Source organism: Cupriavidus sp. 01L45, assembly GCF_056399885.1.
Window position 1 is genome coordinate 1 of record NZ_JBFTSG010000043.1, and the last position, 25848, is coordinate 25848.

Sequence of the window (25848 nt, forward strand, 5' to 3'; positions counted from 1 at the left end):
TCACGTCCGAGCAGCGCCGCGCCGTGAAGATCTTCGAACTGCAGCGGTGGGCACCAATATTATTTCATGTATGACTTCCGAGCCCATTCAGTCATGATTTACGGGCCAAGAGCCGCCGATGGGGCCTTGCTTTGCGAAAGTACCGCTAGAGCGTGTCAAAGCATCGCGCGTCAAGGGTTCACTTCGCCGGGCTTCGCCCGCCCTTGACCCATTCAGCGGTGTTACAGAACCACGATCGAACTTGATGCGTCACTACGCGAGGTGAGCCGTACCGGGAACCTTCCCGAACATCAAGTCGACGCTGGCGAAGCAGCCCAGGCGCCGGTTTTGAGCGAAGACGCCCGCCCCGATCTAGCGGGGCTGCAAGGGCAGGACGCTACCGCCACGCAGCGCAGCCAGTTCCTTGCGCAGGCTGAACACCTGGCGCAGCAGTGAGAGTTCACGAGCCAGCGACTCGTCAAGCTGTGCCTGCAGATTCTTCGCGTCGTCCTTCGCGCGGTTCAGACGGTTGGTCAGTTCGAGCTTCGGGCGCTCGGCTACGACGTTGGCGGCGTGGATCGCTTCGATCAGTTCAGCGAACTGCGGGCGAGATTTCTTGATGCTGCCCTTCTTGCGGCCCGCCTCGATCGCCACGGTGTCGTTGTTGATGCGCGCACCCTTGCGTTTCTTCAGCCGCTCAAGGGCGGCGTAGTAGTCGGTCATGGCGCCGCTCATGCTGCCTCCGGATTGATGATGAGTTTCTCTTGCGCGTCAAGCAGTCGTTGCAGTGTGTGTGCCTCGATACGGTATTCGACACTCGCCTCATCGACAGCGCGCAGCTTCTCGACGGTAGCCTGCTGCGCCTTGATCACGCGCTGAAGCTTCGACGGCACGACCACAAGGTTACGGCAGTTCGATTCAAGGCAATCCAGACGCATCCAGTCGAGCGGCGTCGACTTGCACTGTTCGACGCTGGCACAGCCGCCCAGCACCGTCTCCCGGTACGCGAGCGTGCCCTTCTCGAACATTCTGACCGCCTGCTCGCGCGAGTAGACCGACACAGGTGACGCCTGCACTGCACGGCTCTGCGTCCACGCTGCATGCCCACCGAACAGCCGCTCGTCAGAGAACAGCACCTGCTCCGCGTACGCAAGGTACTCGGACAGGCCCTGCGTCTCGCCCCATTCCTTCGCGAAGTGGGTCCTGTCGGTGTCGATGAAGCCCTTCGCGAACGCCGAGCCACGAGCGTAATACATGCTCATTTCCTGCGTGATGTGCTGCAGCTGACGTTTGAGCGTCGGCAGAGTTACGAGACCGCTGCGGTGCGCGTACAGTGCGAGCGTGCGGCGAAGCTGATGACGCGTGAACGGCCACCGCTGTCCGGCCGCGTACTTCGGCTCATCTTCCCACGCGCGGTGCATGTCGACACGCTTCAGCTCAACGATGTCCTCGACCGTGATCGTCGGGAAGACGCGCTCACGAAAGGCTTCGATATCTTTGTGTACGGTACTCGGCGCCAGGTTTGCCACGTACTCATTATGCAGACCCATCCGACAGAACAGCAGGTGTGAACCGTCCGTCGATTCGGTGTAGCCTTGCGCGCCGTGTGCCCGGTGCGCCTCGCCCGACAGCCGTTGCGCGAGCCTGACCGCGCGGGCAGCGAGCGGGCTGGTCACCCAGCATGCGCGCCTGGGACGCCCGCCCGACAGCTTGGTCGTGACGCCTTTGATGGTGTAGTGCGTCACGCCATCCAGACGGGTCTCACCCAGGCAGTCGTACGGCAGGTTCTCCGCTTCCGCCGCGCGCATACCGGTGAACGACAGGATGACAAGCTGGCATAGCGTGCTGATCGACGCCACAAGCGACGACTCGACGTAACGGGAGTCCTTGCACCGGAAGTGCGCAGCAGCCGTTGCCAGCGCTGCAGAGATGCCTAGATTCTCGTCAGAGTACACGCGTGCGAGGTAGTCCGACAGGCTGTCGGCGACACCCTCAGCGATGCCAAGGTCATGCTCGCAGGTCGACAGGAAATGCTGGTAGATCCGCGTCGGGATGACAGGGTATTGTGAGTATCCAGCGTGTTGCGCGAAGCGTTCGAGCAGAGGCTTATGCAGTTGAGCCAGCGGTACGCGCAGCCCTGTGGTCTCGACGCCCAGACGGTGAAGCTTCACCAGAATCGAATGAAGGCGTTGTGCCTTCGCCTCCATCCCGGCTTGCGCCACATAGTCCAGAACAACGATGACGTTGGACAGCCCCTCGTAGAGCGTAAGCTGACGTGCGGCGGCAAAGAACGTAAACTCCCTCAGGTGCATTGAACGAGCTTGAAGCGTACCGGACGCCGGTACGATATCGGTTGCTTCGTGCATCAGAAAGTACATGACCTGCTTCCATTGACGCGTAGTCGCTTCTGAAAGCGCGCGGCTCACGCCGTCAGGCGAGTGGCCCCTAAAATAGATATGGGTGCTGCGTGGCCCAACCGTGTATGCACGGATGTCCCAGGCGTCGTCACCAAACAGCGAAACAGTGTTCCCAGCCGTATCGCGCGTGACGACCGTATCGTCCTCGACCCGATACCAGTCCGGTCGCGCGGCGATCGGCGCAATCAGCGTGTTGTTCATGCCACTCCCAGTTCGTAGAGTTGGTCGAGCTTGGCCGACCAGAAAGCGTCCAGATTCCCTTCGATATCAACGTCCTGCTCGATCTGATGAACCAATGCGGCGTCGCGCTTGCGCAGCTCATCCAGCAGGAAGTCAACGCGCCGCAGCACGGCGCCGAACGAGCTGTCGTACTGCCAGATCGAGTCGGCACGTCCGCTCACGAGCCTGACGCAGTGACGGCAGCTCAGCAGCTTGCGGATGTCGGCGGCGTCAGCGTGTACGCGGTACTGGTCGCAGAAGAGACACCCTTCGGTCGAGCGGCAGTCAGGCTGTACGGTGACCGACGCCGCGATTGGCGCAGGCTTGTTGAACTCAATGCAGACGCCCACCGCGCTCTTGATGCTGCCCGCCGGGTCGTTGCCGGGCTTCAGCACGGACTTCTCCACCAAAGCGAGGAATGCGCCCATCTCTGCCTTGTGCGCGGCGTCCGTGCCGTCCGAGTACGAGCGCAGCGCCGTGACCAGGGAGTGGCCCATCAGCCTGGCTGCGACGACGGGGCCGTGGTTGCTCACCGCCCAATCCTGCTTCGCCGCACGCCACTGACGTGCGCTAATTCGCGGCAGTACAACCCCGAGTTTGTTGAGTCGACTGTAAAGCAGCACCAGAAATTCGGTTGGGAGACCGATTGGCCGTCGTAGCTGTGCATGATTCCCGACTACGATGAATAATGCGTCGCAGTCTGCGTCCTGCACCAGATACTCGCGCAACGCCAGATACGCCTTGAGCTTAGGCATGAAACCCAGCGAGACGGTAAACGTGACGTCCTTCCCGGCTGCACGGTACTTGACCTCACGAAACTTCTGACGTGCAACTGACGCATCCTGCAGGCTCGCGGCAAGCTCGGGCCTCCATTTCATGGCCAGCAGCTGCGCGAGGTTGATGCCTGTTTCGGCGAGAAACAGCGTGGCGAAGCAAGAGGCCGCTATCGAAGCGTGCGAGCGACGGATCGGTGACTGCGCGTCCGCGTTCGCCGCCGTAAGATTTTTAGCCGTTAGCCTGGCGATTTCCCACGAACGCTCACGCGGTTTGTTAGCCCCTGCCTCAACCATCCGCGTCCTGAGTTCCTCCCGTGTGCGCGGCTCTCCCGTCTCCAGATTCCAGCCAAGCAGGCCGCGCGAGTTGTCGCCCTTATTACGGCCAAACGGGTGCGGAACAAGGAAAAGATTCTCGCCTCGTGCTGTGGTCACGTGCACCGGGTACGGCTTGAAGTCGAGTACGAGCGTGCTGATGCTGCTGAAGAGCGCATCAGCCCATGCGAGCAGGGAGGCTTGTGCCTCGGCATCAGGCACAGCTGTTGGCACAGAAGCATTCTCTTGGCTGCGCAACACTCTCGCATCGGCGCAGAAGTCGTCGTTTCTGAAGAGCTCACGTAGCATCGACAACAGATTGCGCTGATAGCGGGCGACGGAATTGCGGTGCAGGCTGCCCAGCGAGACCTGTTCGCGCTTCTCACGGAAGTAGCGATGAACCGCTTCCTCGGTAGTCTTCTCGTCACAGAGCACCTGATGCAATCCCTGACTGTCGGCCCAGTTGACGAAGTCAAGCACGACGCGCAGAGCAGCGTAGACCGTCTTCGGACGCATCGCGCCAAGGGTCATACGCCCGGAAAGCTGCGTCACCAGCAGGCGTACGACCTTAGCGCGTTCGCTGCTGAAGCTTGTATGGTCGAAAGTACGTCGCGTGCGCTGCCGACTCGACGTGTCGCGCGTCAGGTAGCAGATCCTCCCGATATCGGAACTGCTGCTAAGGCCTTCCCACTTGAGCAGCGCGCGTTCGGGGTGCAGCAGCGTTGTGCCCTCCGCGAGCGGCATGCACACTTCCTCATACAGGCGGTTCATGCTGCCACCGTAGTGTCGAGGACGCGCGTGACCAGCGTCGACAGATGCGCACCCCAGCCGTCCTGCACAGCGTCGAACAGCTTGCGATTCTCGCGGTAGCTGAGGTAGCCCTCGGTCGTGGACAGCCGCGCGTGCCACATCAACTGCCGCAACTGATCGAGTGCCCGTGTGTACTTCGTCTCATTCGCTGTCATCGTATCGACCATGTTCAGCCCGTAGGTAGCGCGCAGGTCGTGGAAGCTGAACTCGTACTTGGGGTTGCCGAACTGCACGCGCATCATGGGCAACAGTTCGTCCCTGATGAACTGGCGCACGGCCTGCCCGGTCTTGACGTGGCGGCGCTCCTGCGGGCCAGTGCTGAGCGGGCCGCGCGACGCGCGATCCTCGTAGAGTGGCGCACCGCGATGGCTCAGAAAGAGCGGCTGGTCGGGGTGATCGCCGCCGTCTGCCAGTTGGCGACGCTTGCGAGCACGATTGCTGTGCACGTAGACGTACAGCCGCTCGTAGAAACCGCGCGGCAGGTGCAACACGCCCTTGACACCGCCCTTCGTGTCGATGCCCGTGCCCGGCCCGCAGGCGAGACGGATGTCGTCGCCGTGAAACCCGTCAGGCTTGCGCATCACGTGTTTCGCGCGCACGGTCAGTACCGTCTGGATGCGAGCGCCTGTCAACAGCGCGAACAGATGAACGAGCGTCATCTCGGTGTTGCCGAGTCCGGCTAACGATTCAAGCAGCACCGACTGCTCTGAAGAGGGGAGCGGACGCAAGCCGCCGCCGTCCTGAATGCGATCGTCCCACGGGTCCTCTGCGCGCCGACCACTGATCGACAGGTCGGTGGTCTTGACCTCGATCACGCCGCTGAAGCCCTGCTGGTCCTTGAACTCGATGAAACGGTCAGATTCGACCCACGGCGCGTTCGCGGGCCTGAAGCCCACTTCGGTCATGAGCCAGCGATAGAAGCGCACCACGGCGCCCATACGACGCTTGGCGACGCCCGGAGACAGTTCGCCTACCTGCACGGCCAGCTTGATCGAGGCGCTATAGCGGTAGGTCGGACGTTGCCGCTTGTTCGCGGGGAACACCAGCCAGTCGATGCCCTCGTCATCCAGATAACGACGGAACGCCACTAGATCGTCAGCGATGCTGGCAAAGGTCAGCATGTTGGGCGACGACTTCGACTCCATCATATCGATGAGCCAGACATTCGCCTCAGCCCACGGCGCGCCGTCTGCGAGTCRGACAACTGGAAAGAGAGGGAATGTGCCTGCGATCCACTGCGGGCGGGCATCGCGCCGCCTGCCGGTGTCGGGGTCTGCGAGCGGGACCGTGTGATAGATGGTGCCGCCCTCGGGCGTGGTGATGCTGACCGGCGTCGCGCCGGGTGTGTCACGGTCAACAACCTCGGTCAGTGGCAGTTGCCGGATGGTGGTTCGTCTTGCTGTCATCGCCCAGATCCTCATGTTGTATTCGAGTGGGCGTCCTCTCTAACACAGCCTGCGAGTATCACGGGATCGTTCTTGGCTTGCGCATACCGCCTGGGCGTTGATCGAGAAACCGGGCCTAGCGAACCTACTGCGTCAGACACAGCAGTCGACTCAAAGCTCGCCTGAGCGTGCGATGCGCTTGCTGCTTGAACTGCTGAACTTGGAGCGACACGGTCGCCACCATGAACTAGTGGAACGGCGCAAGGAATTGCGCGGTTTGCAGCCGGCGCTGTTTGCCGCCTACATGAGCAGCCGATAGGGTTGTGCCGCAGAAAGGGAGGGAGAGTCAGCAGCCGAAGTTGGCGATGGCCGTATTGCATCGATGAACGCCCAGCCATGGCCCGGGCGTTCATTGATCAGGCTTGGGTCGCGGACCGTGCCGCCGTGGCCTAGCGGGTCGTTACGGGCACCGCGGCTTGCGCTTCATGGTTTTGCCAGCGCAGGTTTTCCGTGGTGTCACACTTGCCGTCATGGCTCCAGCCCGGGAGCAGGGCCAGGTAGCTGATTGCATCCCACAGGTGCGTGCCGAAACGATTTCCCGTGCCACCCTGCAGACCTATCGACGCGCGGCGCGACCGCGTGGCGGCCATTTGCCGGTCCGCTCTCTCCGGTGAGCGCGCGCCACACCATGGTGATCCTCAACGGCCTGTTCGCCTAGCTGGTCGACGCCGGCTACCTGGCCGGCAATCCGCTCTCGCTGGCACGCGGCCGGCGCGGCGCGCCCAAGCCGCGCATCACGCGCTACCTGCGCCACGCCATGTGGCAGGCGGTCAAGGACGCGATCGACGCGACGCCGGGCTCGAGCGACAGTCGTAGACCAAAGGAAAGTTGCCACTGTTTCCGAAGTAATGTTGTCAATCTGCAAGACAGCGGCAGAGCGATCCGAGGTAACATCAATGAAATCAATGATTTACATCATGCGAAGTAAAGTTGTCACCACCTGAGGTTCGCGAAGGTGTCAATCAGGTGTGCGACGCGACTGCGCAGCCCTAAAACTCCGGGCCCCCGACCATCTTGCGACCGCGATCGGCGACCTAAAACGGAATCGAAAATCCTGACCGCCTTACTGCAGCGGCTGTCTTGTGATCGCGGTATGCGCTCAAGCCAGTGTCCGTGACTAACCAAGGCTCCTGCATCCCAGGCCATGCTCAAAGTAAGCCCGCGCCAACGCCTTGCGGTGCTCCGGCTTCATACGTCGATCACTGCCGGGTCGCCATAACACCTGCCGAACATAGCGTACGTGGCAATGCGCGCAACGGTATGGCGCCTCAAGCAGTTGCACGTTTACGCGATACGGCGTCTCATACCCGCACCGTGGACATGCCGACTCCATTGGGCAACGATGCGCAGGACATCGAATCGCGCTCTCCATTTGATGCAAGAGGCAGTGGTAGCCGCGTGTCATGCAGGAGCGACAGTAGCGGAACACTTCGCAGTAGCGTCGCTGCTCGCCTGCCTCGATGAGTGCCATGTGCAGCGCTTTTGTTGGCAAGCCCAGTGCTTCGTTCAGCCGAACGATATCAATCAATCCCCGCTGCGGCGGAATGCTCCCGTAGGGATCGATGTCCGGTCTTACCAGCCGCATCATAGCCGCACCAGACAACGCATTCGCTATCTTGAATTTCCACAAGATCGAGACGAGCGACTCCCATGGCTCGATCCACTTCTTGTCGAACACGTAGCCCAGCGCCGGTGTGAGCTTTGCCTCGTCGAGCGTGAGGATAGGAAAGCGCGGCGCTCCCACCTCACAAGGCGGCGGCGACGAGCACACGTCCGGTTGCATGGCGTGACTGGACATAACCGCAATGCCGTACCGCATGAGCCCACAACGCTGGCTCGGGACAGTAGCCCGGGCAATCCCTGATCTCGCTGTCTTTCAGCAGGATCTCGACGGCACGAGCGAACGACTCCATCGGGATCTCGAGTTTGCCTGGCAAACTGGCCTTGTGGTGCGCCGTCTCGAACGCCTCCCACAGCGCGTCGGCATCGCTGACCAGCCGATAACCAGCATCAAACGCTTGCGGAACGTAGAATCGGGTAAAGCTCCATTGGCTACGCTCAGGATAAGCCGTCTCGTCATAGCCGCTCAGACACGTCGCCACGTCCTTCGCATTTCGAATGCCGTAGAAAGCCAACTCCTCGACCATCAGCCGCGCGACGATCTGCGTCTTGCCTGTCGAAGCCCTGACTACAAGAGCCGCACCCTCTAGGCTTGCCGTAGCTCGCCAATAGAAGCGCTAGATGAAACACATTGCGCGAGACAACAGCCATCGCTTACCTCACGCCTAGTACAAGGTTGGCCATCGTCACTGGACTTACCTGTAGCGCCGAATACTCGACAACACCTAGTTAACTACGCTTCGCTGGTAGCAGACGCGAGCGGGCAATCCGCTCGACGGCAGCATCCTCGTCGGCAACTTCCCGAATTTTTTCACTTTGCGGGCCTGAAGGTACCGCTATCGTCGTCCTGGAAAATCCGCGAAACCTACACCTTCAGGCACGCTCCCCCAAACCATACCGCTAACTCTGAGCATTCCCCATCGGGGCGGCTTTTCACTCGGCGTGCGGAGATCTGCCTGTCGGCATTACCCCAAGCCCCCGGAGCCGCCCGTACGGAGTCAGTCTTCGAACACAATGACTGAGCGGGCCAGTTCTCCGCGACGCAGCTCGTCGAAGGCCTCGTTGATCTGCTCCAGCTTCAGCCGGCGCGAGATCATCTCGTCCAGTCGCAGCTTGCCCGCCATGTAGAAATCGACAAGGCGCGGCATGTCGACCGGGAAGCGGTTGGAGCCCATCACCGAGCCTTGCAGGCGCTTGCCCTGCAACAGCTGGTAGGGATCGATATCGAGCTTGACCCCGGGCTTGACCATGCCGATCACCGTGGCAGTTCCGCCCCGTCGCAGCATGGCGAAGGCCTGCTCGGCAGTGGCCTTCAGGCCGATACACTCGAACGCATGATGCACCCCGCCGCGTGTGAGGTCACGGACGGCCTTCGCCACATCGGTGTCTTTCGCGCTGATGACGTCGGTGGCGCCGAAGGAGCGCGCCAGTTCGAGCTTGCCGTCGAGCATGTCGATCGCAATGATGCGGCCGGCCCCGGCGAGCGCCGCGCCATTGATGGCAGCCAGGCCGATGCCGCCGCAGCCGATCACGGCGACCGTCTCGCCCGGCGCTACGTTGGCCGTGTGGAACACCGCGCCGGTGCCCGTCGTCACGCCGCAGCCGATCAGCGCGGCGCGGTCCAGCGGCATGTCGCGCCGGATGGCGACGCAGGCGTGCTCGTGCACCAGCATCTGCTCGGCGAAGGCCGAGAGATTGGCGAACTGCGGCATCGGCTTCTGCCGGTAGGCAAGGCGAGGCTCCTCCTCCTTGCTTCGGCGAGTATCCGGCGAGATGCACAGCGAAAGCTGGCCGGTCAGGCAATGCTCGCAGTGGCCGCAATAGACGGAGAGGCACGTCACAACATGGTCCCCCGGCTTGACCGTCCGGACCAGCTCGCCGACTGCCTCGACCACACCGGCCGCTTCGTGTCCGAGGATGACGGGCGCCGGATGCGGCAAGAGGCCATCGACAAGATGCAGGTCGGAATGGCAGACGCCGACGGCGCGGGTGCGGATCAGCACCTCATGCGGCCCGGGCTTGCTGATGGACACGTCTTCAATGCTCAGTGGACTGCCTGGGGTGTGGAAAACTGCAGCTTTCATGATCGGGGTCTCCTGTGGAAGGTGGTATGGCGTGATCTGTCCTGCCGGCTTCCGCCTGCCGCGGTTCGCGTGGGGGCGGGCAAGGCCGTGCAGAACCGTAGCACCGGGGCGAATGGGACAGCCCCCACCCATGGCGGGGAGGGGTGGCGTGCTGTCGCAATCTGCTCATGTTCCCGTCTCGTGGTTTTCCCGTAGCCGGATGCTCCGGCACAAGCGACCGATTCCCTCAGGGTGCCGAGCTGTCGACATCCGCTCCCGGCAATGAGTTCTTGTTATCAGACTCGCCCCTAGATTGCATTGGACTGCGTCTGAGGCTGGCCGAAGAATCCGCCCTGTGCATGGCCGACCGCAGCCGCTTAGTCGATGCGGCGCGCGAATCCATGCAGCAATTCCACAGATTCTTGGAGACAGCAATGCAGGGAGTAGTGAGGCAACCCGATGTCCATCTCGCGATCCGCCGTACCGCGCTGCGCCGCGGTGCGGCGCACGCCGCCGCCGTCCTTCTGACCGCCACGGCCTTCGCCGCAAGCGCGCTCGCCGCCACCGACTCTGCCGGCGGTACCCGCGCGAACCCCTACCTGGCCCAGTCGTACAACAACCAGACGCACGGCAACGATGCCGGAACCAACAGCGTCAGCTTCAAGGTCCCACGCGGCAACTTCGAGGTCACGCCCGAGTCCGCGCAAATTCTCTATGGCGAGGCATGCGGCTTGCCGCTGGTCACCGATACCGTGGCGGACAAGAACGTCTACTGGTGGTGGGCCGGCTTCTCGCTGCGCAAGCTGATCCTGCAGGACGGCAAGCTGGTGGAAGTCGCCCGCTCGGAGCTGCCTCCCCTGCTGCCGGGATTCAGTCCCGTCGCGCCGGAGCAACGTGCTGCCCAGGCAAAGGCTGTGCAGGGCTTCCTCGATGCACACGACGAACCGGGCCTGCTGGCCTACATGAAAGCCCAGCCGAACCGCCTCATCAGCCAGGCCGAAGACCAGCTGGCAGGTGGCGCAATCTATTCCATGCTGGATCGCGACAACGCTTTCTACGCCGCCAATAGCCGCTCGCTTTTCCGCATTGCCCAGCAGGACCCGAAGAACCCCCTCTCCCCGATGAGCGCCCCGCAGGTCTCGAAACTGCCGGATGCGGTGTTCGACAACGAGAAGGTGCGCGCGCACTCGCGCTTTCCGGCCGACATGATGTTCGGGCTTGGAATGACCTACAACGGCTATATCGTCGCGAACACCGTGGGCGGCAAGGTCCTGACGCTGGACCGAAAGACCCTGGAACTGGTCGACACCTTCACGGTCCCCGGCAACGACGAACTGTTCCTCAATAGCTTTGCCACCGGGCCCGAGGCCAACAACGGCGCCGTGTACGTGGCCTCGAACGCGAACATGTATCGCCTGGTCGTTGACCGCAACGGCAAGATCCATGCCGACAAGGCGAGCGGCGCGTGGCAGTCGCCCTACGACCGCGGCGTTGTCATGCCCGCGCCCAAGGTCGGGGATGGCACCGGCTCGACACCGTCGCTGATGGGGTTCGGTCCACACGACGACAAACTGGTGGTCATTACCGACGGTGCGCGAAAGATGCGCCTGGTAGCCTTCTGGCGTGACCAGATCCCGGCCGATTGGAAACAGCGGCCCGGCACGCCGTCGTTGCGCGTGGCGGACCAACGTGTCATTGACATGGGTCCGGAGATCGAGACCGTCCAGTCCGAGCAGGCTGTCGCAAGCTATGGCGACTACGCATTCGTGGTCAACAACATCCCGACCCGTGAAGCTCCGCAACTGGAGCGCTCGCTCACCTTCGCCGCGCTGATCAACGGCGCTACGCGGCCGGGGCCACGGGGGGTAGCTGCCATGAAATGGGAACAAGCCACGCACAGCTGGAAGCCGCTGTGGACGCGCGACGACATCTCGACCATCTCCATGGTGCCCATCATCAGTGGCGGCGGCCACATGGCGATTATCGACGGTTACTTCGCCGGCGGCTGGAACGATCGCTACCACATCGGCATGGATCTCGACAGCGGCAAGACCGTGATGACCATCCGGGAGGGCAGCAACCCGGTCTTCAACGGCATGTTTGCAGGGGTGAAAGTCGACGACCAGGGGCGCGTCCTGCATGCCGGCGCCTTCGGTCTGATGCGCCTGGACACCGCAAAGATGAAGAAGGTGGCCGGGCCTGAAGACGCGAAGCTGGCTGGCCGCGCGGGCTCTTGAACATCCCAGGAAAGTAAGCAGGAAAGGTGGGTACTCCGAATGCCGGCGCATCTGGAATACCCACTGTCGCGGGCGAAAGACTTCGCGACGGACCAACAATAAACAGGAGGCAACCGGGTATGAACAAGAAGCAGTTGGCCGTGGCAGTACTTTGGGGGATGGGTAGCGGGGCATCAATGGCCCAGGCGCAGACAAGCGTTACGCTGTACGGCGTCTTCGATGCGGCGGTTGAATACGTGAACCGCACCACCAGCGGAACTTCCGCAGGCTCGCGTGTCGATATGGCTCCGCTGAGCGGCTTGTCGCCGTCGCGCTGGGGCATGCGGGGAACCGAAGATCTCGGAGGCGGCACGCAGGCCCTTTTCTGGCTTGAGAGTGGCTTCAACCCGGGCACCGGCACCTTCGCCCCGACCCCGACCAGCGCGCTGTTCTCCCGTCAGGCTGCCGTCGGGCTGCGACAAGCCGGGGTTGGCCAACTGTCGTTCGGTCGCCAGACCATGAGCCTGTTCGATGCCATCGCCAACTTCATGCCGATGCGCGCGGCCTCGACCTACGAACCCGGGCTGACGGTTTCCGGCCTCGACTATCGCGTCGATAACGCCATCAAGTATGCCGGGGATTTCGGCGCGCTGCATGCGGCCGCACACTACTCCTTCGGTGCGGGCGTGCCGATCTTCGGTGGCGTGCCCTCGACGATCGCGGAGGGCGAATTGCCTGGCCACGCCAAGGCCCAGACCGCCTACGGCGCCGGGGCGTACTACTACACCGATCGGTTCTCGGGCGGCCTTGCCTATGACCAGTTCAATCCGGGCGCGTCTGCGAATGCCGCGCTCGGCACCGACCGCAAGATCGCCGTGGGTGCGTCCTACAACGTCGGGAACACCAAATTCTATGCAGGGTACCGGTGGCGCAATTCCTTCTATGGGAACTCGGTCACCATGATGCGCGACAACTTCTACTGGACCGGCGTCTCGCATGTGTTCTCCCCGTCGTGGCAGGTCACCCTGGCCTATTACTACGATCAGGTGAAGGCCGCCTCGCTGTCACCCGCCGCGCCCGCGGCCAAACAGCCGAACTTCAGCCAGGTCAGCCTGCTGGCGGACTACAACCTATCCAAACGTACCGACGTATATGTCGCCACGGCGTATGCGCACAACGGTGCGATGAACTATGACTCGCTGATCCAGACAGGCGGCGTCTATGGCTACGGCGTGAACAACACCATCAACGGACTGGCGAACGGCCAGAAGGGCATGTTCAGTATCGCGGCCGGCATTCGCATGATTTTCTGACAATCCCCAGCGCATCTCGCCCGGCATCTGCGTCAGCAGGCCGGGCCCGCGCCCCCCCCAATACTGGAGTCTCTCATGTACATCACCCAAGGCCTGCATCGCAGCATGCACGTGCGCCCGAATGCCACCGCGATCAGAACAAAGGGGCGCAGTATCACATTTTCGGAGTTTGGCCAGCGCGTCGCATGCCTTGCCGGTGCACTCAAGCGCATTGGCGTGCAGCGCAACGATCGCGTGGCCATGCTGTCGCTGAACTCTGACCGATATCTCGAGTACCAGCTTGCCGTCCCCTGGGCCGACGCCGTGCTCAACCCGGTAAATATCCGCTGGAGCCTCGACGAGATCGTCTTTTCTCTGGATGACTCCGAGACGGTAGTGTTGATCGTCGACGATACTTTCAAGGACCTCGGGATCCAGGCCGCCGCGCAATCGAAGACGGTCCGCCAGACGATCTATGCAGGCGATCACGAAGCGCCCCAGGGCATGCTGTCGTACGAGGCCATTATCAAGGCTGCCGAGCCGGTCGAGGACGTGCGCCGCGGCGGCGACGAGCTGCTCGGCATCTTCTATACCGGCGGAACGACGGGCTTCCCCAAAGGCGTGATGCTGAGCCACTACAACATGGCGTTCGCCATGATGGCGGCGACCTATGCCGGCGTGATGGGCGTCAGCGCCACATACCTGCACGCCATGCCGATGTTCCACCTCGCGGACTACACGCTCACGACGGCGCTCTTCATGAGCGGCGGCACCCATGTAGTGGTGCCATCGTTTACGCCGGAAGCCGTGCTGAAGGCCACCCACACCGAAGGCGTCACGGACATCATGCTGGCACCCACGCTGATCCAGATGCTGCTGGACTGGCGCGACAAGCAGCCCGAACCACGGGCACTGGACCTCAGTTCCGTCGTCAGCCTGACCTATGGCGCATCGGCCATCTCGCCTGCCCTGCTCGACCGCACGCGCGAGGCCTTTCCTTCAGCAGCGTTCACGCAGGGCTACGGCATGACGGAAATCGCCGCGGCCGGTACCGCGCTGACGGGCGAATACCACACGACCGAGCATCAGGCCAGCGGGAAGATGTACTCCGCGGGACTGCCCCATCCGTGCGTGGAAGTTCAGATCGTCGACGCGGAAGACCGCGAGGTCCCGCGCGGCACCGTGGGCGAAATCGTCGTACGCGGCCCTAACGTCATGCTCGGCTACTGGAAACGCCCCGACGAAACCGCCAAGGCGCTGCGCAATGGCTGGATGCACACGGGCGACGGCGGCTATATGGATGCCGACGGCTTCGTCTACGTGGTCGACCGACTGAAAGATATGGTGGTGACCGGCGGCGAGAACGTCTACTCAGCGGAAGTGGAGAAGGCCATCGCCAGCCACCCGGCGGTGGCGCACTGCGCAGTCATCGGCGTGCCCTCGGAGAAGTGGGGCGAAATGGTCTACGCCGTCGTTGTCCTGAAGGATGCGTCCAGCGCCACCGAGGCCGAGATCGTCGCCCACTGCCGGGAACGCATTGCCGGCTACAAATGCCCGCGCGGCGTCGAGTTCCGGGCGGCGCTGCCGATGACCGGCGTGGGCAAGGTCTCCAAGGTTGATCTGCGCAAGCCGTTCTGGGCGAAAAAGGAACGCAGCGTGGCGTAGCAACAGGTTCCGCGATGCAATCTCCGGGGCGAAAGGCAGGCAAAGCCGGTTAGCGGTGTTTACCTTGCCAGCGCAGGTGGTCCGGTGCAATGATTGCAGTCTCCCGGAAACGCACTTGCATCATGGATCTGCGCAAACTGCGCCACGTCTTGGTATTGGCCCARGAATTGAATTTCGCCCGGGCCGCCATGTCGCTGCACCTGACGCAGCCGGCCCTGAGTCGCAGCATCCGCGCGCTCGAGGAGGAACTCGGCTGCCAGCTGTTTGACCGCGACGGACAGGGCGTGCGCATTACCGCAGTCGGCCGGACCGTTGCGGAGCGGGCGCGCGTACTCCTGCGCGATGCCCGCAATCTTGAGCACGAAGTCGACATGATGCTGCGCCGCGAGGTCGGCCACGTCAGGATGGGGGCGGGTCCGCTGCCGCTGGCGGTCCTGCTGCCGCCGGTCATGGCGAGGCTGGTGCGGGAGCACCCGGGCCTGCGGGTCGAGATCGAGAGCCACAGCACGCCCGTCCTGATGGAAATGCTGCTGGACGGCGTCATTGAGTTCTTCGCCGCCGACGTGACTGCGTACAAAGACGATCCACGTATCAAGATCCGGGCGCTCACCACGGAACCGCTGTGCGCCTATTGTCGCGCCGGCCACCCCCTGGCCGCACAAGCCACGGTGACACCGCGGGATCTGGCTCTCTATCCCATCATCTCCGGGCGCCGGCCCGGACCGTACGACAACTGGCTGGCAAGGTATCTCCGCCTCGAAGACCTGCAGGCGTCGCCGATGCATCTCGTTACGGACTTCGTGCCCTTGTTGATCAGCGTGACGCTCGCCAGCGATGCCGTGCTGATCGGCGTGAATACAGCGGTGCGGGCGGAGCTCGACAGCGGTGCGTTTGTCACGCTGAACCTGTCTCCCTCGCTCGCGCGGGTGGGCGGCCTCGGTGTTGTCAGCCTGGCTGGCTGGACCCTGTCGCCGGCGGCGGACTGGATCATCGAGCAGTTGGTTGTCTCAGCCGCCAGTTCGGCCTGAGCGCGACCGGGCAACCTCCCGGCTGCCCGGGAAATCCCCATGGCCGCGAGGGTCGGTGCCCCGCCGGATCTCGCAAGAACACCATATAATTCCAGCGTGCCCGCCTCCGCGCTTCCGCGCTGCCATGCAAGTGCCTAACTCCCCACAGACGCAGCCTGAATCCCCGATGCCTACCGCCATTGGCACGAAGGTCGTACCGCCTCGCGGCGCACGCCGCCTGATGGCGCGCGAAGCATTGATGGCGCGACTGATGGAGCTTCGGCGCAAGCGTTGCCTGGTGCTGCGCGCGCGTGCAGGGAGCGGGAAGACCAGTACGCTGCTGGCCTGGCGACAAGCCCTGGTCGGCATGGGGTTCGATGTATCGTGGCTATCAGTCAACCCCGACGACAACGAATGGAACAGGTTCAGCGAATGCCTGCTCGCCACGCTGAACGAGATCGATCCCGCCATCACCCGTGACGCCGCCCTGCTGCAAGGCAACTGCGACGACGACCTCGCCATCGAACGCTGGATCATCATCCTGCTCGGCGGCCTGGCCGCGCGCGCACGCCCGGTCATGATGATGTTCGATGACCTCCAGCACCTGACCCATCCGCACGTGGTCTCGGCAATGCGTTGCCTGATCCAGTATGCGCCCGCGCACGTGCATTTCGCGCTCGGCACACGCACCGCCCTGCCCTTGCTACCCGCGCATTTGCTGGCGCAGGACGAAGTTGCCGAGCTCGGGCTGGAGGATCTGGCCTTTACCGAGGCCGAATCGGAGGTGTTTCTGCATGAGCAGCTTGGCCGCATCGACAAACGCGAGGCCAGGATCCTGCACGACATGACCGAGGGCTGGGTGGCCGGCCTGCAACTGTTCGCACTGAAGCTCAAGGCACAGCGCGACGCCCCCACGCAGCATGTTCCCCTGCACGACCCGGAGGCATTTTCGAGCTACTTCGAGACTGAACTGCTGGCCCACATGACACCGGAAGACCTGAACCTGCTCACTCGCATGTCGGTCTGCAACCCGGTGAGCGCCTCTCTGTGCGCCGCGCTGGTGGGATACCCGCGCGCCGTGGCCGGCACCATGACGCGCCTGAACCGGCTCGATGCCAACGACCTTTTCATTACGCAGATTCACGACCGCGACAGCGAAACCTGGTACAAGCTCCACCCGCTGCTGCGCGAAGTCCTGCAGGCACGCGTGCAAAAGATGCCCGAGGCCGAGCAGCAGGCGCTGCACGGCATCGCGTGGCACTGGTTCGAGAGGCGCGGCATGCTCGACGAAGCCGTGCGCCACGCCGTGCAGGCGGGCGATGCCGAGGCCGCCGCCGAACTCGTCGACGCAGCGGCCGTTGACCTGATGGCGCGTGGCGAAATGGGCAAGCTGGCCGGTTTGCTGCACCTGCTGCCACCTGGCCAGATCGACGCACATTTCCACCTGCGGCTGGCCGAGGCTTACCTCCTGCTGCCGGCTCGCGGGCAGGGTGCCATCGCCCGTGCGCTTGAACACTTCGACGCGCAGATTGCGGCTGGCGAACTGGACGCGCGCCAGCGCTTTTCCGTCAATGTGCTGCGCGGCGCGCTGGCGCTGCGCAATGACGACGCCGTGAGTATTGCCCGCCTGCAATCCGCACTGCTGGACGCACCAGAAGACATTGACGTCCATGAGCGCGTGTTGCGCGACAACCTGCTGGCGTGGATGTACTTGTCGCGGGGCGACTATGCACAGGCACGCCAGATTGTCGCCGTGCACGAGCAGACCGAGGGCGCCCCACGCGAACAGCTTTTCAGCCGCTGTGTCCTCGCAACCAGCCATGCCGTGGAAGGCCGGCTGGCGCTTGTAGAGCCACTCTTGCGGCCTGTCATGCAGGAGGCCGAAAAGCGTGGCCCGGCATTCATCGAAGTACACTGCCTCGCCGCGGGGCTGCTGGCACATGCGATGTATGAACTCAACCAGACCGAAGTCGTGCGCCGGCTGCTCGAGGGCCGCATGGACATCATCGAACGCATCTGGTTGCCGGACATTGTGATGCGCGCCTTGCTGATCCTGACCGGCGCTTACCTGGCCGAGCACCGTCACCTGGACGCGTATGCCAGCCTGGACCGGCTGGAAGATTATGCAGTCACGAACGACCTCGAACGCCTGCGCGCACACTTGCTGTGCGCCCGCGTGCAGCTATCCCTGCGCACTGGCGAGGTGAATCTTGCCGAGGCTTCACTGCAACGGCTCGATGCCATGATCCAACGCTATCCCGACTCCGCGAACGACGGCATGACGTTCGACATCTGGCTGTGCTGGCTGCGTGCCCGCACCGAGCGGGACCTACACCAGAACGCCTTCGATGCCGCGCGTGAGCGCCTGGAACTGGCCGTGAAGCTCTGCGTGACACGCGGGCGGGTGCGGCGCTCAGTCAGCGTGCGCCTGCAACTCGCCCTGGCGGAGCAAGGCTGCTGCCGTCTCGAGGCTGCACGCGCGAGCTTGCTGGCAGCGCTCCAGGACGGCCACCGTCTCGGGCTGGTGCGCACGCTGCTCGACGTGTCCCCGCAGTTGACCTCGATGCTGCGAGACCTGCTGGCGTCGGACACACTGGATCCGGTCATCGCCTTGTATGCGCGACGACTGCTGGACGCGGCGGCGCACGCTCCCTCCGGTCACCAACCTGCCGCTCCTGCGCCGAATCCCGCGCCAAAGCGCATTACCGTGCCACTGTCGGCGCTGTCGGGCCGCGAGCGCGACATTCTCGAAATGGTGGCACAGGCCATGCCGAACAAGAAGATCGCCCGTGCCTTGAACATCACGCCGGAAACGGTAAAGTGGCACCTGAAGAATGTCTTTTCGAAGCTCGGCGTCAGCGGGCGGGACGAAGCTGCCGAACGCCTGCGCAATCTCAAGTCGGACGCCGGGCCGGAAAGCCCGCGCTGACAACAACGCTGCCTTCGCGAGCTGGTAATGAGCGCGGCGCGGAAATTTCCCGCGCCGCACCAACCTTCCGGATCAGCCGGCGATCGACTTGTGCTCGAGATACTCGGCCAGGCCGTAGACGCCCAGCTCGCGCCCGTTTCCTGATCGCTTGTACCCGCCGAACGGTGCCGCATTGTCCGGGCTGGCGCCATTGATGCGCACCGAACCTGCCCGCAGCCGGCCCGCCACCCGGCGTGCGCGCGCGGCATCGCCCGACCACACATAGGCAGCCAGGCCATAGTCCGTGTCGTTGGCGATGGCGATGGCGTCTTCCTCGCTGTCGTAGGGAAGGATCACCAGCACCGGCCCGAAGATCTCCTCGCGGGCGATGGTCGCGTCATTGCCAACATTGGCAAAGATGGTCGGACGGACGAAATAGCCCTTCTCCACGCCGTCGGGCCGGCCAGGACCGCCCGCCACCACGGTGGCGCCGTCCTCGATACCGATGCCGATCATGCGCTGGATTTTCTCGAACTGCGCCCGGTTGGCCAGCGCGCCGATTTTATTCTCGGCCTGAGACGGATCGCCCACCTTCAGCGCGCCCGCTACCGCCGCAGCGATACCGGCGGCCTTGTCGTGGAGATGGCGCGGGACCAGCATCCGCGTCGGCGCCACGCACGTCTGCCCTGAATTCAGCATGCAACCAATAACACCGTCCTTGACCGCGGCCGTCAGGTCCGCGTCATCCAGGATCACGGTGGGCGACTTGCCGCCCAGCTCCAGCAGCACGCGCTTGACGGTGGAAGCGGCAGCGGCAGCTACCTCGGTGCCGGCCCGGGTCGATCCGGTCAGCGAGATGACATCGACGTCCGGATGCCGCGACAGCGCCGCGCCGACCACCGGGCCGAGGCCATACAACATGTTGAACACGCCCGGAGGGAAGCCGGCTTCATGCACGATCTCGGCGATCACGCGCGCGTCAAGCGGCGCCACCTCCGATGGCTTGAGGACGACAGTGCAGCCTGCGGCCAGCGCGTAGGCCACTTTGCCCATGAGCGTGCCGGCCGGCCAGTTCCATGGCGTGATGAGCGCAGCAACGCCGATCGGCTCGCTGACCACCTCGGTATTGCCGAGTTTGCGCCCGAACTCCATTTCCTTCAGCGCCGCGAGGGCCGAGTGGAGCACCTGCAGGCCTAGCGGCGCCTGGTGCGAGCGGCACAACCACAGCGGCGCGCCGATTTCCTGATGGATCGCCATCGCGATATCGTCCATCCGGGATTTGTACAGTTCGACGAGCCGCCCCAGCAAAGCCAGCCGCTCGTCGCGGCTGGTGGCGGACCAGGCCGGAAAGGCAGCGCGGGCTGCCGCTACCGTGCGGTCCACGTCGGCTTCGGTGCCGAGGGCGACGGAACCGATGACTGCCTCGGTCGCCGGATTGACGATCTCCGCGCTGGACGCGCCCGGTGCGGGCGACTGCCAGGCGCCGTCGATGTAGAAGGTGTTGAGGTTCTGCATGGTTTTGGGTAGTCCTCGTTGTGTTCCGGAGCCCGCCCGGCGGTGCGGGAAGCTGCCAGCTTCAGTTCTTGCCGTAGAGCGTCACCACGCAGGCGCCACCGAGGCCAAGGTTATGCTGCAGTGCGAGATTCGCGCCTTCCACCTGGCGCCTGTCGGCGGTGCCGCGCAACTGGTGCGTTAGTTCGTAGCATTGCGCCAGCCCGGTCGCGCCGAGCGGGTGGCCCTTGGAGAGCAGGCCGCCGGACGGGTTGGTCACGACCTTGCCGCCATAGGTGTTGTCGCCGTCCATGATGAATTTCTCCGCCTCGCCGGTCGGGCAGAAGCCCAGCCCCTCATAGGTCAGCAATTCGTTGTGGGCGAAGCAGTCGTGCAACTCGCACACCTTGATGTCCTCCGGGCCGACGCCGGCCTTCTCGTAGACCTCCTTTGCGCCAGCGCGGGTCATGTGGCTGCCCACATAGGAGATCAGCGAGGGCGGGTCGAACGACTCGACTGGGTCGGACGTCATGGACTGGGCCAGGATGCGCACATCCGTGCGAAGGTTGTGCTTCTTGGCAAAGCGCTCCGAAACGATCAGCGCGGCGGCGGCGCCGCAGGTCGGCGGGCAGGCCATCAGGCGGGTCATCACGCCCGGCCACACCACCTTGTCGTTCATCACATCATCGGCGGTCACCACGTTCCGGAACATCGCCAACGGGTTGTTGGCCGCATGGCGGCTGGCCTTGGCGCGGATCTCGGCGAAGGCTCGCATGCTGGTGCCGTACTTCTGCATGTGCTCGCGGCCAGCGCCGCCGAAGCCGCGCAGGGCCTGCGGTACGTTCTCGGCATCGGCAGTCAGGTTCCACAGGATGGGCAGGAAGCGTTCGCGCGGACGCGGACGGTCATCCCAGTGCGCCTTCAGCGCGCCGGCTTGCATCTGTTCGAAACCCAGTGCCAGTACGCAGTCGGCAGCGCCGCTCTCCACGGCCTTGCGCGCCAGCCACAGTGCCGTCGAGCCCGTGGAGCAATTGTTGTTGACGTTGACCACCGGGATGCCGGTCATGCCCACTTCGTACAGCGCGGTCTGGCCGCAGGTGGAATCCCCGAACACATAGCCGACGTAGGCTTCCTGGATCAGCGCATAGCTGATGCCCGCATCGCGCAGCGCCAGGCGCACGGCTTCGGCGCCCATTTCGGTGTAGCTGGGGCTCGCGCCCGGCTTGCTGAAGGGGATCATGCCGACGCCGCCAACGATGACTTTCTCACTCATGTCGTTCTCTCTCGAATTGGGGCCCGCCACATCGAGCGGGCAGGTGGATACTTGCCGGTCAGACGCTCAGCGCGACCACGGCTTCGCCGACGAGCTTGTCTTCGCCGAACTGGTTCACGCACTTCATGGCCACGCGGACGCGTTTCTCGCCGCCGGCCTCAAACTTCTCGACGATCTCGCCGGAGCAGGTTGGCTGGTTGCCAAGGTGCGTAATGCCGGTGAACCGCACCGACAGGCCGCGCAGCGCGCTCTGCGGCACCCAGCCGGTCAGCAGGCGGCCGAGGTAGGCGGCCGACAACATACCGTGCGCGAACACATCGGGCATGCGCGACTTTCGCGCGAAGTCGATGTCGATATGGATCGGGTTGTGATCGCCCGAGGCGCCGGCATAGAGCGCCAGCGTAGTGCGGTTGATCGCCGGCAGCGCCAGCGGCGGCAGCTTGTCGCCGACCTTCACGTCATCAAAGCGGGGAGCGTGCATCGTTGTCTTATCCATGGCCATCGATCAGCCGCGACGCTCGACCAGCGTGCTGCGCAGGTCAGCCACGTGGTCGCCGTTCTGGTTGGTCACTCTGGTGCCCTGCACGACAAAGTGCAGCGCACCGCCCTTCTTGTCGTAGATGTCCTCGATCTTCGTCTCGAAGCGCAGGGTGTCGCCGGCGTAGGCCATGCGGTGGTAGTCGAAGGCCTGTTCGGCATGCAGGATGCGGCCCAGGTCCATTTGCAGGATCTCCAGGCTGGCCCGCGTGTCGCCAATGCCGCTGTTCAGGCACATCAGGAAGGTCGGCGGCACCGGCAGCGACGGGTGGCCGGCATCGCGCGCGGCGGCCTCATCGGTGTAAACCGGATTGGCCTCCCCCGTGGCCTTGGCGAAGAAGCGCAGGCGCCCTTTCTCCACGTCGGCGGTGCCGTGCGACATCACACGGCCGATCAGACTCTTGTCTGCCATCTCGTTGTCTCCTCGTGTTGGGGTACTGCGCTTACAACTTGCGCGAGATGATGTCGCGCATCACCTCGTTGCTGCCGCCGAAGATCCGCGCGATGCGCTGATCGGTGAAGATGCGGGCGATGGGGTATTCGATCATGTAGCCATAGCCACCGTGCAGTTGCACCATGTCGTCGACGTGCTTCCACATGGTCTCGGTGGCGAACAGCTTGGCGGCGGCCGCTTCTTCTCCGGACAGCTCGCCGCGCAGTTGCTTGCCGAGACAGTTGTCGACCAGGGCGCGCACCGCCATGGCGCCGGCCTTGGCGTCGGCCAGCTTGAACTTGGTGTTCTGGAAATCCCAGATAGTCTGGCCAAAGGCCCGGCGGTCCTTCACGTAGGCCAGGGTGTGCTCGAGCGCTGTCTCCAGCTGGGACGCCGCATTGAGCGCGATGCCCAGGCGCTCTTGCGATAGGTCGTGCATCAGGTAGCCAAAGCCCTGGTTGACCTCGCCCAGCAAGTTGCTGGCCGGCACGCGCACGTTGTCGAAGAACAGCTCGGCGGTATCGGCCGCGGGCTGGCCGACCTTCTGCAGCTTGCGGCCTCGGCGGAAGCCAGGGCGGTCGGCCTCGACAAAGATCAGGCTGATGCCCCTGGCGCCGGCGGCAGGGTCGGTCTTGCAGATGACCATGATCAGGTCGGCCGTCATGCCGTTGCTGATGAAGGTCTTGCTACCGTTGATCACCCACTCGTCGCCGTCACGGACGGCGGTGGTACGGCAGGCTTTCATGTCGGAACCGCTACCGGGCTCGGTGATGGCGATGGCGAGGATCGTCTCCCCGGCGCACGCCTTCGGCAGCCAGCGCTGCTTCTGCTCCTCAGTCCCGAGGCGGGAGATGTAGGGCGCGACCACGGAGGAATGCACGCCATAGCCGAAGCCGCTGATGCCTGCGCGCGCGGCCTCTTCGATGATCACCGCCACGTGGCCGAAGTCGCCACCGCCACCGCCGTACTCCACCGCGGTCGTGACGCAGAGCAGCCCATCCCGGCCGGCTTTCAGCCAGGTCTCGCGGTCAACCATTCCGGCTGCGTTCCAGGCCTCCTGGCGCGGCACGCACTCGCGCTCGAAGAAGCGGCGCACCGAGGTGCGGTATTGCTCGTGATCTTCACGAAAGACGTTGCGACTGACGTTCACTGGGTATTCTCCCTCTTCATACTGTGGCCGTTCGAATGGCAGGCCCTCTGTGCATGATTGCACTGTGCTGCGCGGCAGGCGCCCCCTGTGGGGAGGGAAGGCATGCCATCGCCCGCCCCCTCGCCACGGGGGGGGCGGCATCAGGATGAGTTGTCAGACGGCGCCGTAGCCACCGCCGCAGACCAGCACCTGACCGGATACGTAGTTGGATTCCGGCAGGCAGAACAAGTACACCGCGTTCGCGGCTTCGTCGGCCGTGCCCGGACGACCGGCGGGGATGGTCCGGCCGGCGTTGTCGATCATCGCCTTCTGCACGCCGACCTTGATCTCGCGCCCTTCGATGTTCACCGTCTTGCTCTCATCGCCGGCGAGCGCCTGCGTCAGACGCGTTTCAATAAAGCCGAAGGCGACGGCATTGACGTTGACCTTGAGGCGTCCCCACTCCTTGGCGAGGCTCTTGGTCATGCCCAGGATGCCGGACTTCGCCGACGAGTAGTTGGCCTGCCCGGCGTTGCCGCCCGCGGCGGTCGACGAGATATTCACCACCTTGCGCCAGATTTCGCGGCCCTCTGCGGCTTCGGCTTTGGCGGCAGCCGAGATGACCGGCTGGGCGGCGCGCAGGATGCGGAACGGCGCCGTCAGGTGGCAGTCGATGATGGCGTACCACTGCTCGTCGGTCATTTTCTGGATGACGTTGTCCCAGGTGTAGCCGGCGTTGTTGACGATGATGTCAATGCCCTTGTAGTGGTCAACGGCCGTCTTGATGAAACGGTCGGCGAAGTCCGGCGCGGTGACGCTGCCGGCGCACGCCACGGCTTCACCGCCATGAGCCTTGATCAGTTCGACCACTTCATTGGCCGGATCGGCGTCGAGATCGTTAACGACCACGCGCGCGCCTTCCGATGCCAGCTTCAGTGCCAGCGAACGGCCGATGCCGCGGCCCGAGCCGCTGATCAGTGCGACCTTGCCTTCTAGTTTGCTCATTTCGATACTCCTGAGTGATATGGGGTTGATTCGGTTGGGGTCAGGCGCGTCCGTACAGCGTCACCACGCAGGCGCCTCCGAGGCCGAGGTTATGCTGGAGAGCCAGCTTCGCGCCGCTGACCTGGGTGCCGCCCGCGGTGCCGCGCAACTGGTGGGTCAGCTCGTAGCACTGAGCGAGGCCCGTGGCGCCGAGCGGGTGGCCTTTCGACAGCAGGCCGCCGGACGGGTTGGTCACGAACCTGCCGCCGTAGGTGTTATCTCCGTCTTCGACGAATTTTTCCGCCTCCCCCACCGGGCAGAGGCCGAGCGACTCATAGGTCAGCAGTTCGTTGTGGGCAAAGCAGTCGTGCAGTTCCACCACCTGCACGTCCGACGGGCCTACCCCTGCCTGGTCGTACACCTGGTGGGCGGCCGCGCGCGCCATGTCGAAGCCAACGACTTGGATCATCGAACGGTCGTCATACAGCGCCGGACTGTCCGTGGTCATCGCCTGCGCCAGCACGCGCACTTCGCTGTTCAGGCCATGCCGCCGGGCGAAGGCTTCCGTGCAAAGGATGGCCGCGGCGGCGCCGCAGGTCGGCGGGCACGCCATCAGGCGGGTCATGACGTCCGGCCACATCATCTTGTCCTGCATCACTTGCTCGGCGGTCACGACGTTGCGGGACACGGCCAGCGGGTTGTTGGCGGCGTGGCGACTAGCCTTGGCGCGGATCTTTGCGAACGTCTCAAGCTTCGTGCCGTACTTCTCCATGTGCTCCTTGCCCGCGCCGCCGAACTGCAGCAGGGCCATCGGCACACCGGCCGTCACGGCTCCGGGGTTCAGTTCCGCGGTCAGCGCCAGCGCACGGTCCATTGGGCCGGGCCGGTCGTCGAACACCGACCCCAGGGCGCCCGGCTGCATCTGCTCGAAGCCCAGCGCGATGGCGCACTCCACCGCCCCGCTTTCCACAGCTTGCCGGGCCAGGTACAGCGCCGTTGAGCCGGTCGAGCAGTTGTTGTTGACGTTGACGATGGGGATCTGCGTCATGCCAACCGGGTACAGCGCCGCCTGTCCGCAAGCGGAATCGCCGTAAACGTAGCCGACATAGGCCTGCTGCACCTGGTTGTAGCCCACGCCGGCGTCCGCCAATGCGAGTCGCGCAGCTTCCGCGCCCATTTCGATATAGTTGCCGCTGGCGCCAGGCTTGCGGAACGGCACCATGCCGATGCCCGCCACTACCACTTTGGACATGTCTAAGTTCCTTGACAGGT

The 25848-nt window shown here is 64.0% G+C and carries 19 protein-coding genes and 2 pseudogenes; 6 read left to right on the forward strand and 15 right to left on the reverse strand.

The window, feature by feature from the left end:
• Positions 1–351 precede the first annotated feature (351 nt).
• The 5 genes from AC1DT6_RS26580 to AC1DT6_RS26600 form a co-directional block, all read right to left on the reverse strand.
• Positions 352–714: a hypothetical protein gene (locus AC1DT6_RS26580; RefSeq protein ID WP_477115009.1), complete on the reverse strand. Its 363-nt coding sequence runs from the start codon at positions 712–714 to the stop codon at positions 352–354.
• The gene (locus tag AC1DT6_RS26585) at positions 711–2597 is read right to left on the reverse strand and encodes an integrase (protein WP_477115010.1); all 1887 of its coding nucleotides are present in this window, start codon (positions 2595–2597) and stop codon (positions 711–713) included. Before AC1DT6_RS26585 ends, AC1DT6_RS26580 begins: the two co-directional genes overlap by 4 nt.
• Positions 2594–4474, reverse strand: a complete 1881-nt coding sequence (locus AC1DT6_RS26590; protein WP_477115011.1) for an integrase — start codon at positions 4472–4474, stop codon at positions 2594–2596. Before AC1DT6_RS26590 ends, AC1DT6_RS26585 begins: the two co-directional genes overlap by 4 nt.
• Positions 4471–5919, reverse strand: a complete 1449-nt coding sequence (locus AC1DT6_RS26595) for a site-specific integrase (protein ID WP_477115012.1) — start codon at positions 5917–5919, stop codon at positions 4471–4473. The genes AC1DT6_RS26590 and AC1DT6_RS26595 overlap by 4 nt, the downstream gene beginning before the upstream one ends.
• Before the next feature lie 428 nt (positions 5920–6347).
• Positions 6348–6548 (reverse strand): hypothetical protein, encoded by a 201-nt coding sequence (locus AC1DT6_RS26600; RefSeq protein ID WP_477115075.1) that lies wholly within the window; start codon positions 6546–6548, stop codon positions 6348–6350.
• On the opposite strand from AC1DT6_RS26600, the pseudogene AC1DT6_RS26605 reads away from it, so the two are divergent.
• Positions 6524–6775: pseudogene (locus AC1DT6_RS26605) on the forward strand (tyrosine-type recombinase/integrase); the annotation flags it as partial. The gene AC1DT6_RS26600 and the pseudogene AC1DT6_RS26605 overlap by 25 nt on opposite strands.
• A 300-nt stretch (positions 6776–7075) precedes the next feature.
• On the opposite strand, the gene AC1DT6_RS26610 reads toward AC1DT6_RS26605, so the two are convergent.
• The 3 genes and pseudogenes from AC1DT6_RS26610 to AC1DT6_RS26620 all read right to left on the reverse strand — a co-directional run bounded on the left by AC1DT6_RS26610 (position 7076) and on the right by AC1DT6_RS26620 (position 9662).
• Entirely contained in the window at positions 7076–7741 is a 666-nt protein-coding gene (locus AC1DT6_RS26610; protein ID WP_477115013.1) for a hypothetical protein, read from the reverse strand.
• A pseudogene (locus AC1DT6_RS26615) lies at positions 7704–8132 on the reverse strand (ATP-binding protein); the annotation flags it as partial. The gene AC1DT6_RS26610 and the pseudogene AC1DT6_RS26615, both read right to left, overlap by 38 nt.
• 444 nt (positions 8133–8576) lie before the next feature.
• Positions 8577–9662: a Zn-dependent alcohol dehydrogenase gene (locus AC1DT6_RS26620; RefSeq protein ID WP_477115014.1), complete on the reverse strand. Its 1086-nt coding sequence runs from the start codon at positions 9660–9662 to the stop codon at positions 8577–8579.
• A 413-nt stretch (positions 9663–10075) separates the two neighbouring features.
• Between AC1DT6_RS26620 and AC1DT6_RS26625 the strand changes: the two genes are divergently transcribed.
• From AC1DT6_RS26625 to AC1DT6_RS26645, 5 genes are all read left to right on the forward strand, one after another.
• Entirely contained in the window at positions 10076–11878 is a 1803-nt protein-coding gene (locus AC1DT6_RS26625; RefSeq protein WP_477115015.1) for a hypothetical protein, read from the forward strand.
• Between the two features lie 119 nt (positions 11879–11997).
• On the forward strand, positions 11998–13170 hold the full coding sequence (locus AC1DT6_RS26630; RefSeq protein WP_477115016.1) for a porin: 1173 nt from the start codon (positions 11998–12000) through the stop codon (positions 13168–13170).
• 75 nt (positions 13171–13245) lie between these two features.
• Positions 13246–14814, forward strand: coding sequence for a long-chain-fatty-acid--CoA ligase (locus AC1DT6_RS26635; protein WP_477115017.1), 1569 nt, complete (start codon positions 13246–13248; stop codon positions 14812–14814).
• Between the two features lie 122 nt (positions 14815–14936).
• Entirely contained in the window at positions 14937–15842 is a 906-nt protein-coding gene (locus tag AC1DT6_RS26640; RefSeq protein ID WP_477115018.1) for a LysR family transcriptional regulator, read from the forward strand.
• A 166-nt stretch (positions 15843–16008) separates the two neighbouring features.
• Complete coding sequence (locus AC1DT6_RS26645) at positions 16009–18750, forward strand: LuxR C-terminal-related transcriptional regulator (protein WP_477115019.1); 2742 nt, start codon at positions 16009–16011, stop codon at positions 18748–18750.
• Between the two features lie 72 nt (positions 18751–18822).
• On the opposite strand, the gene AC1DT6_RS26650 is transcribed toward AC1DT6_RS26645, so the two are convergent.
• The 7 genes from AC1DT6_RS26650 to AC1DT6_RS26680 form a co-directional block, all read right to left on the reverse strand.
• A complete protein-coding gene (locus AC1DT6_RS26650) occupies positions 18823–20244 on the reverse strand; it encodes an aldehyde dehydrogenase family protein (RefSeq protein ID WP_477115020.1) in 1422 nt (473 codons plus the stop codon).
• Positions 20245–20305: 61 nt separating this feature from the next.
• Positions 20306–21493 carry a lipid-transfer protein gene (locus tag AC1DT6_RS26655; protein WP_477115021.1) on the reverse strand — a complete coding sequence of 396 codons (1188 nt, stop codon included), beginning with the start codon at positions 21491–21493 and terminating at the stop codon, positions 20306–20308.
• 58 nt (positions 21494–21551) lie between these two features.
• The gene (locus AC1DT6_RS26660; RefSeq protein WP_477115071.1) at positions 21552–21974 is read right to left on the reverse strand and encodes a MaoC family dehydratase; all 423 of its coding nucleotides are present in this window, start codon (positions 21972–21974) and stop codon (positions 21552–21554) included.
• A 24-nt stretch (positions 21975–21998) separates the two neighbouring features.
• Positions 21999–22442: a MaoC family dehydratase N-terminal domain-containing protein gene (locus AC1DT6_RS26665; RefSeq protein ID WP_477115022.1), complete on the reverse strand. Its 444-nt coding sequence runs from the start codon at positions 22440–22442 to the stop codon at positions 21999–22001.
• Positions 22443–22473: 31 nt separating this feature from the next.
• The gene (locus AC1DT6_RS26670; protein WP_477115023.1) at positions 22474–23613 is read right to left on the reverse strand and encodes an acyl-CoA dehydrogenase family protein; all 1140 of its coding nucleotides are present in this window, start codon (positions 23611–23613) and stop codon (positions 22474–22476) included.
• Between the two features lie 153 nt (positions 23614–23766).
• On the reverse strand, positions 23767–24597 hold the full coding sequence (locus AC1DT6_RS26675; protein WP_477115024.1) for an SDR family NAD(P)-dependent oxidoreductase: 831 nt from the start codon (positions 24595–24597) through the stop codon (positions 23767–23769).
• A 40-nt stretch (positions 24598–24637) separates the two neighbouring features.
• Complete coding sequence (locus AC1DT6_RS26680; protein ID WP_477115025.1) at positions 24638–25828, reverse strand: lipid-transfer protein; 1191 nt, start codon at positions 25826–25828, stop codon at positions 24638–24640.
• Positions 25829–25848 lie beyond the last annotated feature (20 nt).

What these genes read in the sequence shown, in the direction of transcription:
- AC1DT6_RS26650 (WP_477115020.1), bottom strand. Translation starts at nt 20,244, where the DNA reads ATGCAGAACCTCAACACCTTCTACATCGACGGCGCCTGGCAGTCGCCC.
- AC1DT6_RS26630 (WP_477115016.1), top strand. Translation starts at nt 11,998, where the DNA reads ATGAACAAGAAGCAGTTGGCCGTGGCAGTACTTTGGGGGATGGGTAGC.
- AC1DT6_RS26655 (WP_477115021.1), bottom strand. Translation starts at nt 21,493, where the DNA reads ATGAGTGAGAAAGTCATCGTTGGCGGCGTCGGCATGATCCCCTTCAGC.
- AC1DT6_RS26610 (WP_477115013.1), bottom strand. Translation starts at nt 7,741, where the DNA reads ATGCAACCGGACGTGTGCTCGTCGCCGCCGCCTTGTGAGGTGGGAGCG.
- AC1DT6_RS26665 (WP_477115022.1), bottom strand. Translation starts at nt 22,442, where the DNA reads ATGGCAGACAAGAGTCTGATCGGCCGTGTGATGTCGCACGGCACCGCC.
- AC1DT6_RS26625 (WP_477115015.1), top strand. Translation starts at nt 10,076, where the DNA reads ATGCAGGGAGTAGTGAGGCAACCCGATGTCCATCTCGCGATCCGCCGT.
- AC1DT6_RS26600 (WP_477115075.1), bottom strand. Translation starts at nt 6,548, where the DNA reads ATGGCCGCCACGCGGTCGCGCCGCGCGTCGATAGGTCTGCAGGGTGGC.
- AC1DT6_RS26660 (WP_477115071.1), bottom strand. Translation starts at nt 21,974, where the DNA reads ATGCACGCTCCCCGCTTTGATGACGTGAAGGTCGGCGACAAGCTGCCG.
- AC1DT6_RS26590 (WP_477115011.1), bottom strand. Translation starts at nt 4,474, where the DNA reads ATGAACCGCCTGTATGAGGAAGTGTGCATGCCGCTCGCGGAGGGCACA.
- AC1DT6_RS26645 (WP_477115019.1), top strand. Translation starts at nt 16,009, where the DNA reads ATGCCTACCGCCATTGGCACGAAGGTCGTACCGCCTCGCGGCGCACGC.
- AC1DT6_RS26580 (WP_477115009.1), bottom strand. Translation starts at nt 714, where the DNA reads ATGAGCGGCGCCATGACCGACTACTACGCCGCCCTTGAGCGGCTGAAG.
- AC1DT6_RS26635 (WP_477115017.1), top strand. Translation starts at nt 13,246, where the DNA reads ATGTACATCACCCAAGGCCTGCATCGCAGCATGCACGTGCGCCCGAAT.
- AC1DT6_RS26585 (WP_477115010.1), bottom strand. Translation starts at nt 2,597, where the DNA reads ATGAACAACACGCTGATTGCGCCGATCGCCGCGCGACCGGACTGGTAT.
- AC1DT6_RS26675 (WP_477115024.1), bottom strand. Translation starts at nt 24,597, where the DNA reads ATGAGCAAACTAGAAGGCAAGGTCGCACTGATCAGCGGCTCGGGCCGC.
- AC1DT6_RS26620 (WP_477115014.1), bottom strand. Translation starts at nt 9,662, where the DNA reads ATGAAAGCTGCAGTTTTCCACACCCCAGGCAGTCCACTGAGCATTGAA.
- AC1DT6_RS26680 (WP_477115025.1), bottom strand. Translation starts at nt 25,828, where the DNA reads ATGTCCAAAGTGGTAGTGGCGGGCATCGGCATGGTGCCGTTCCGCAAG.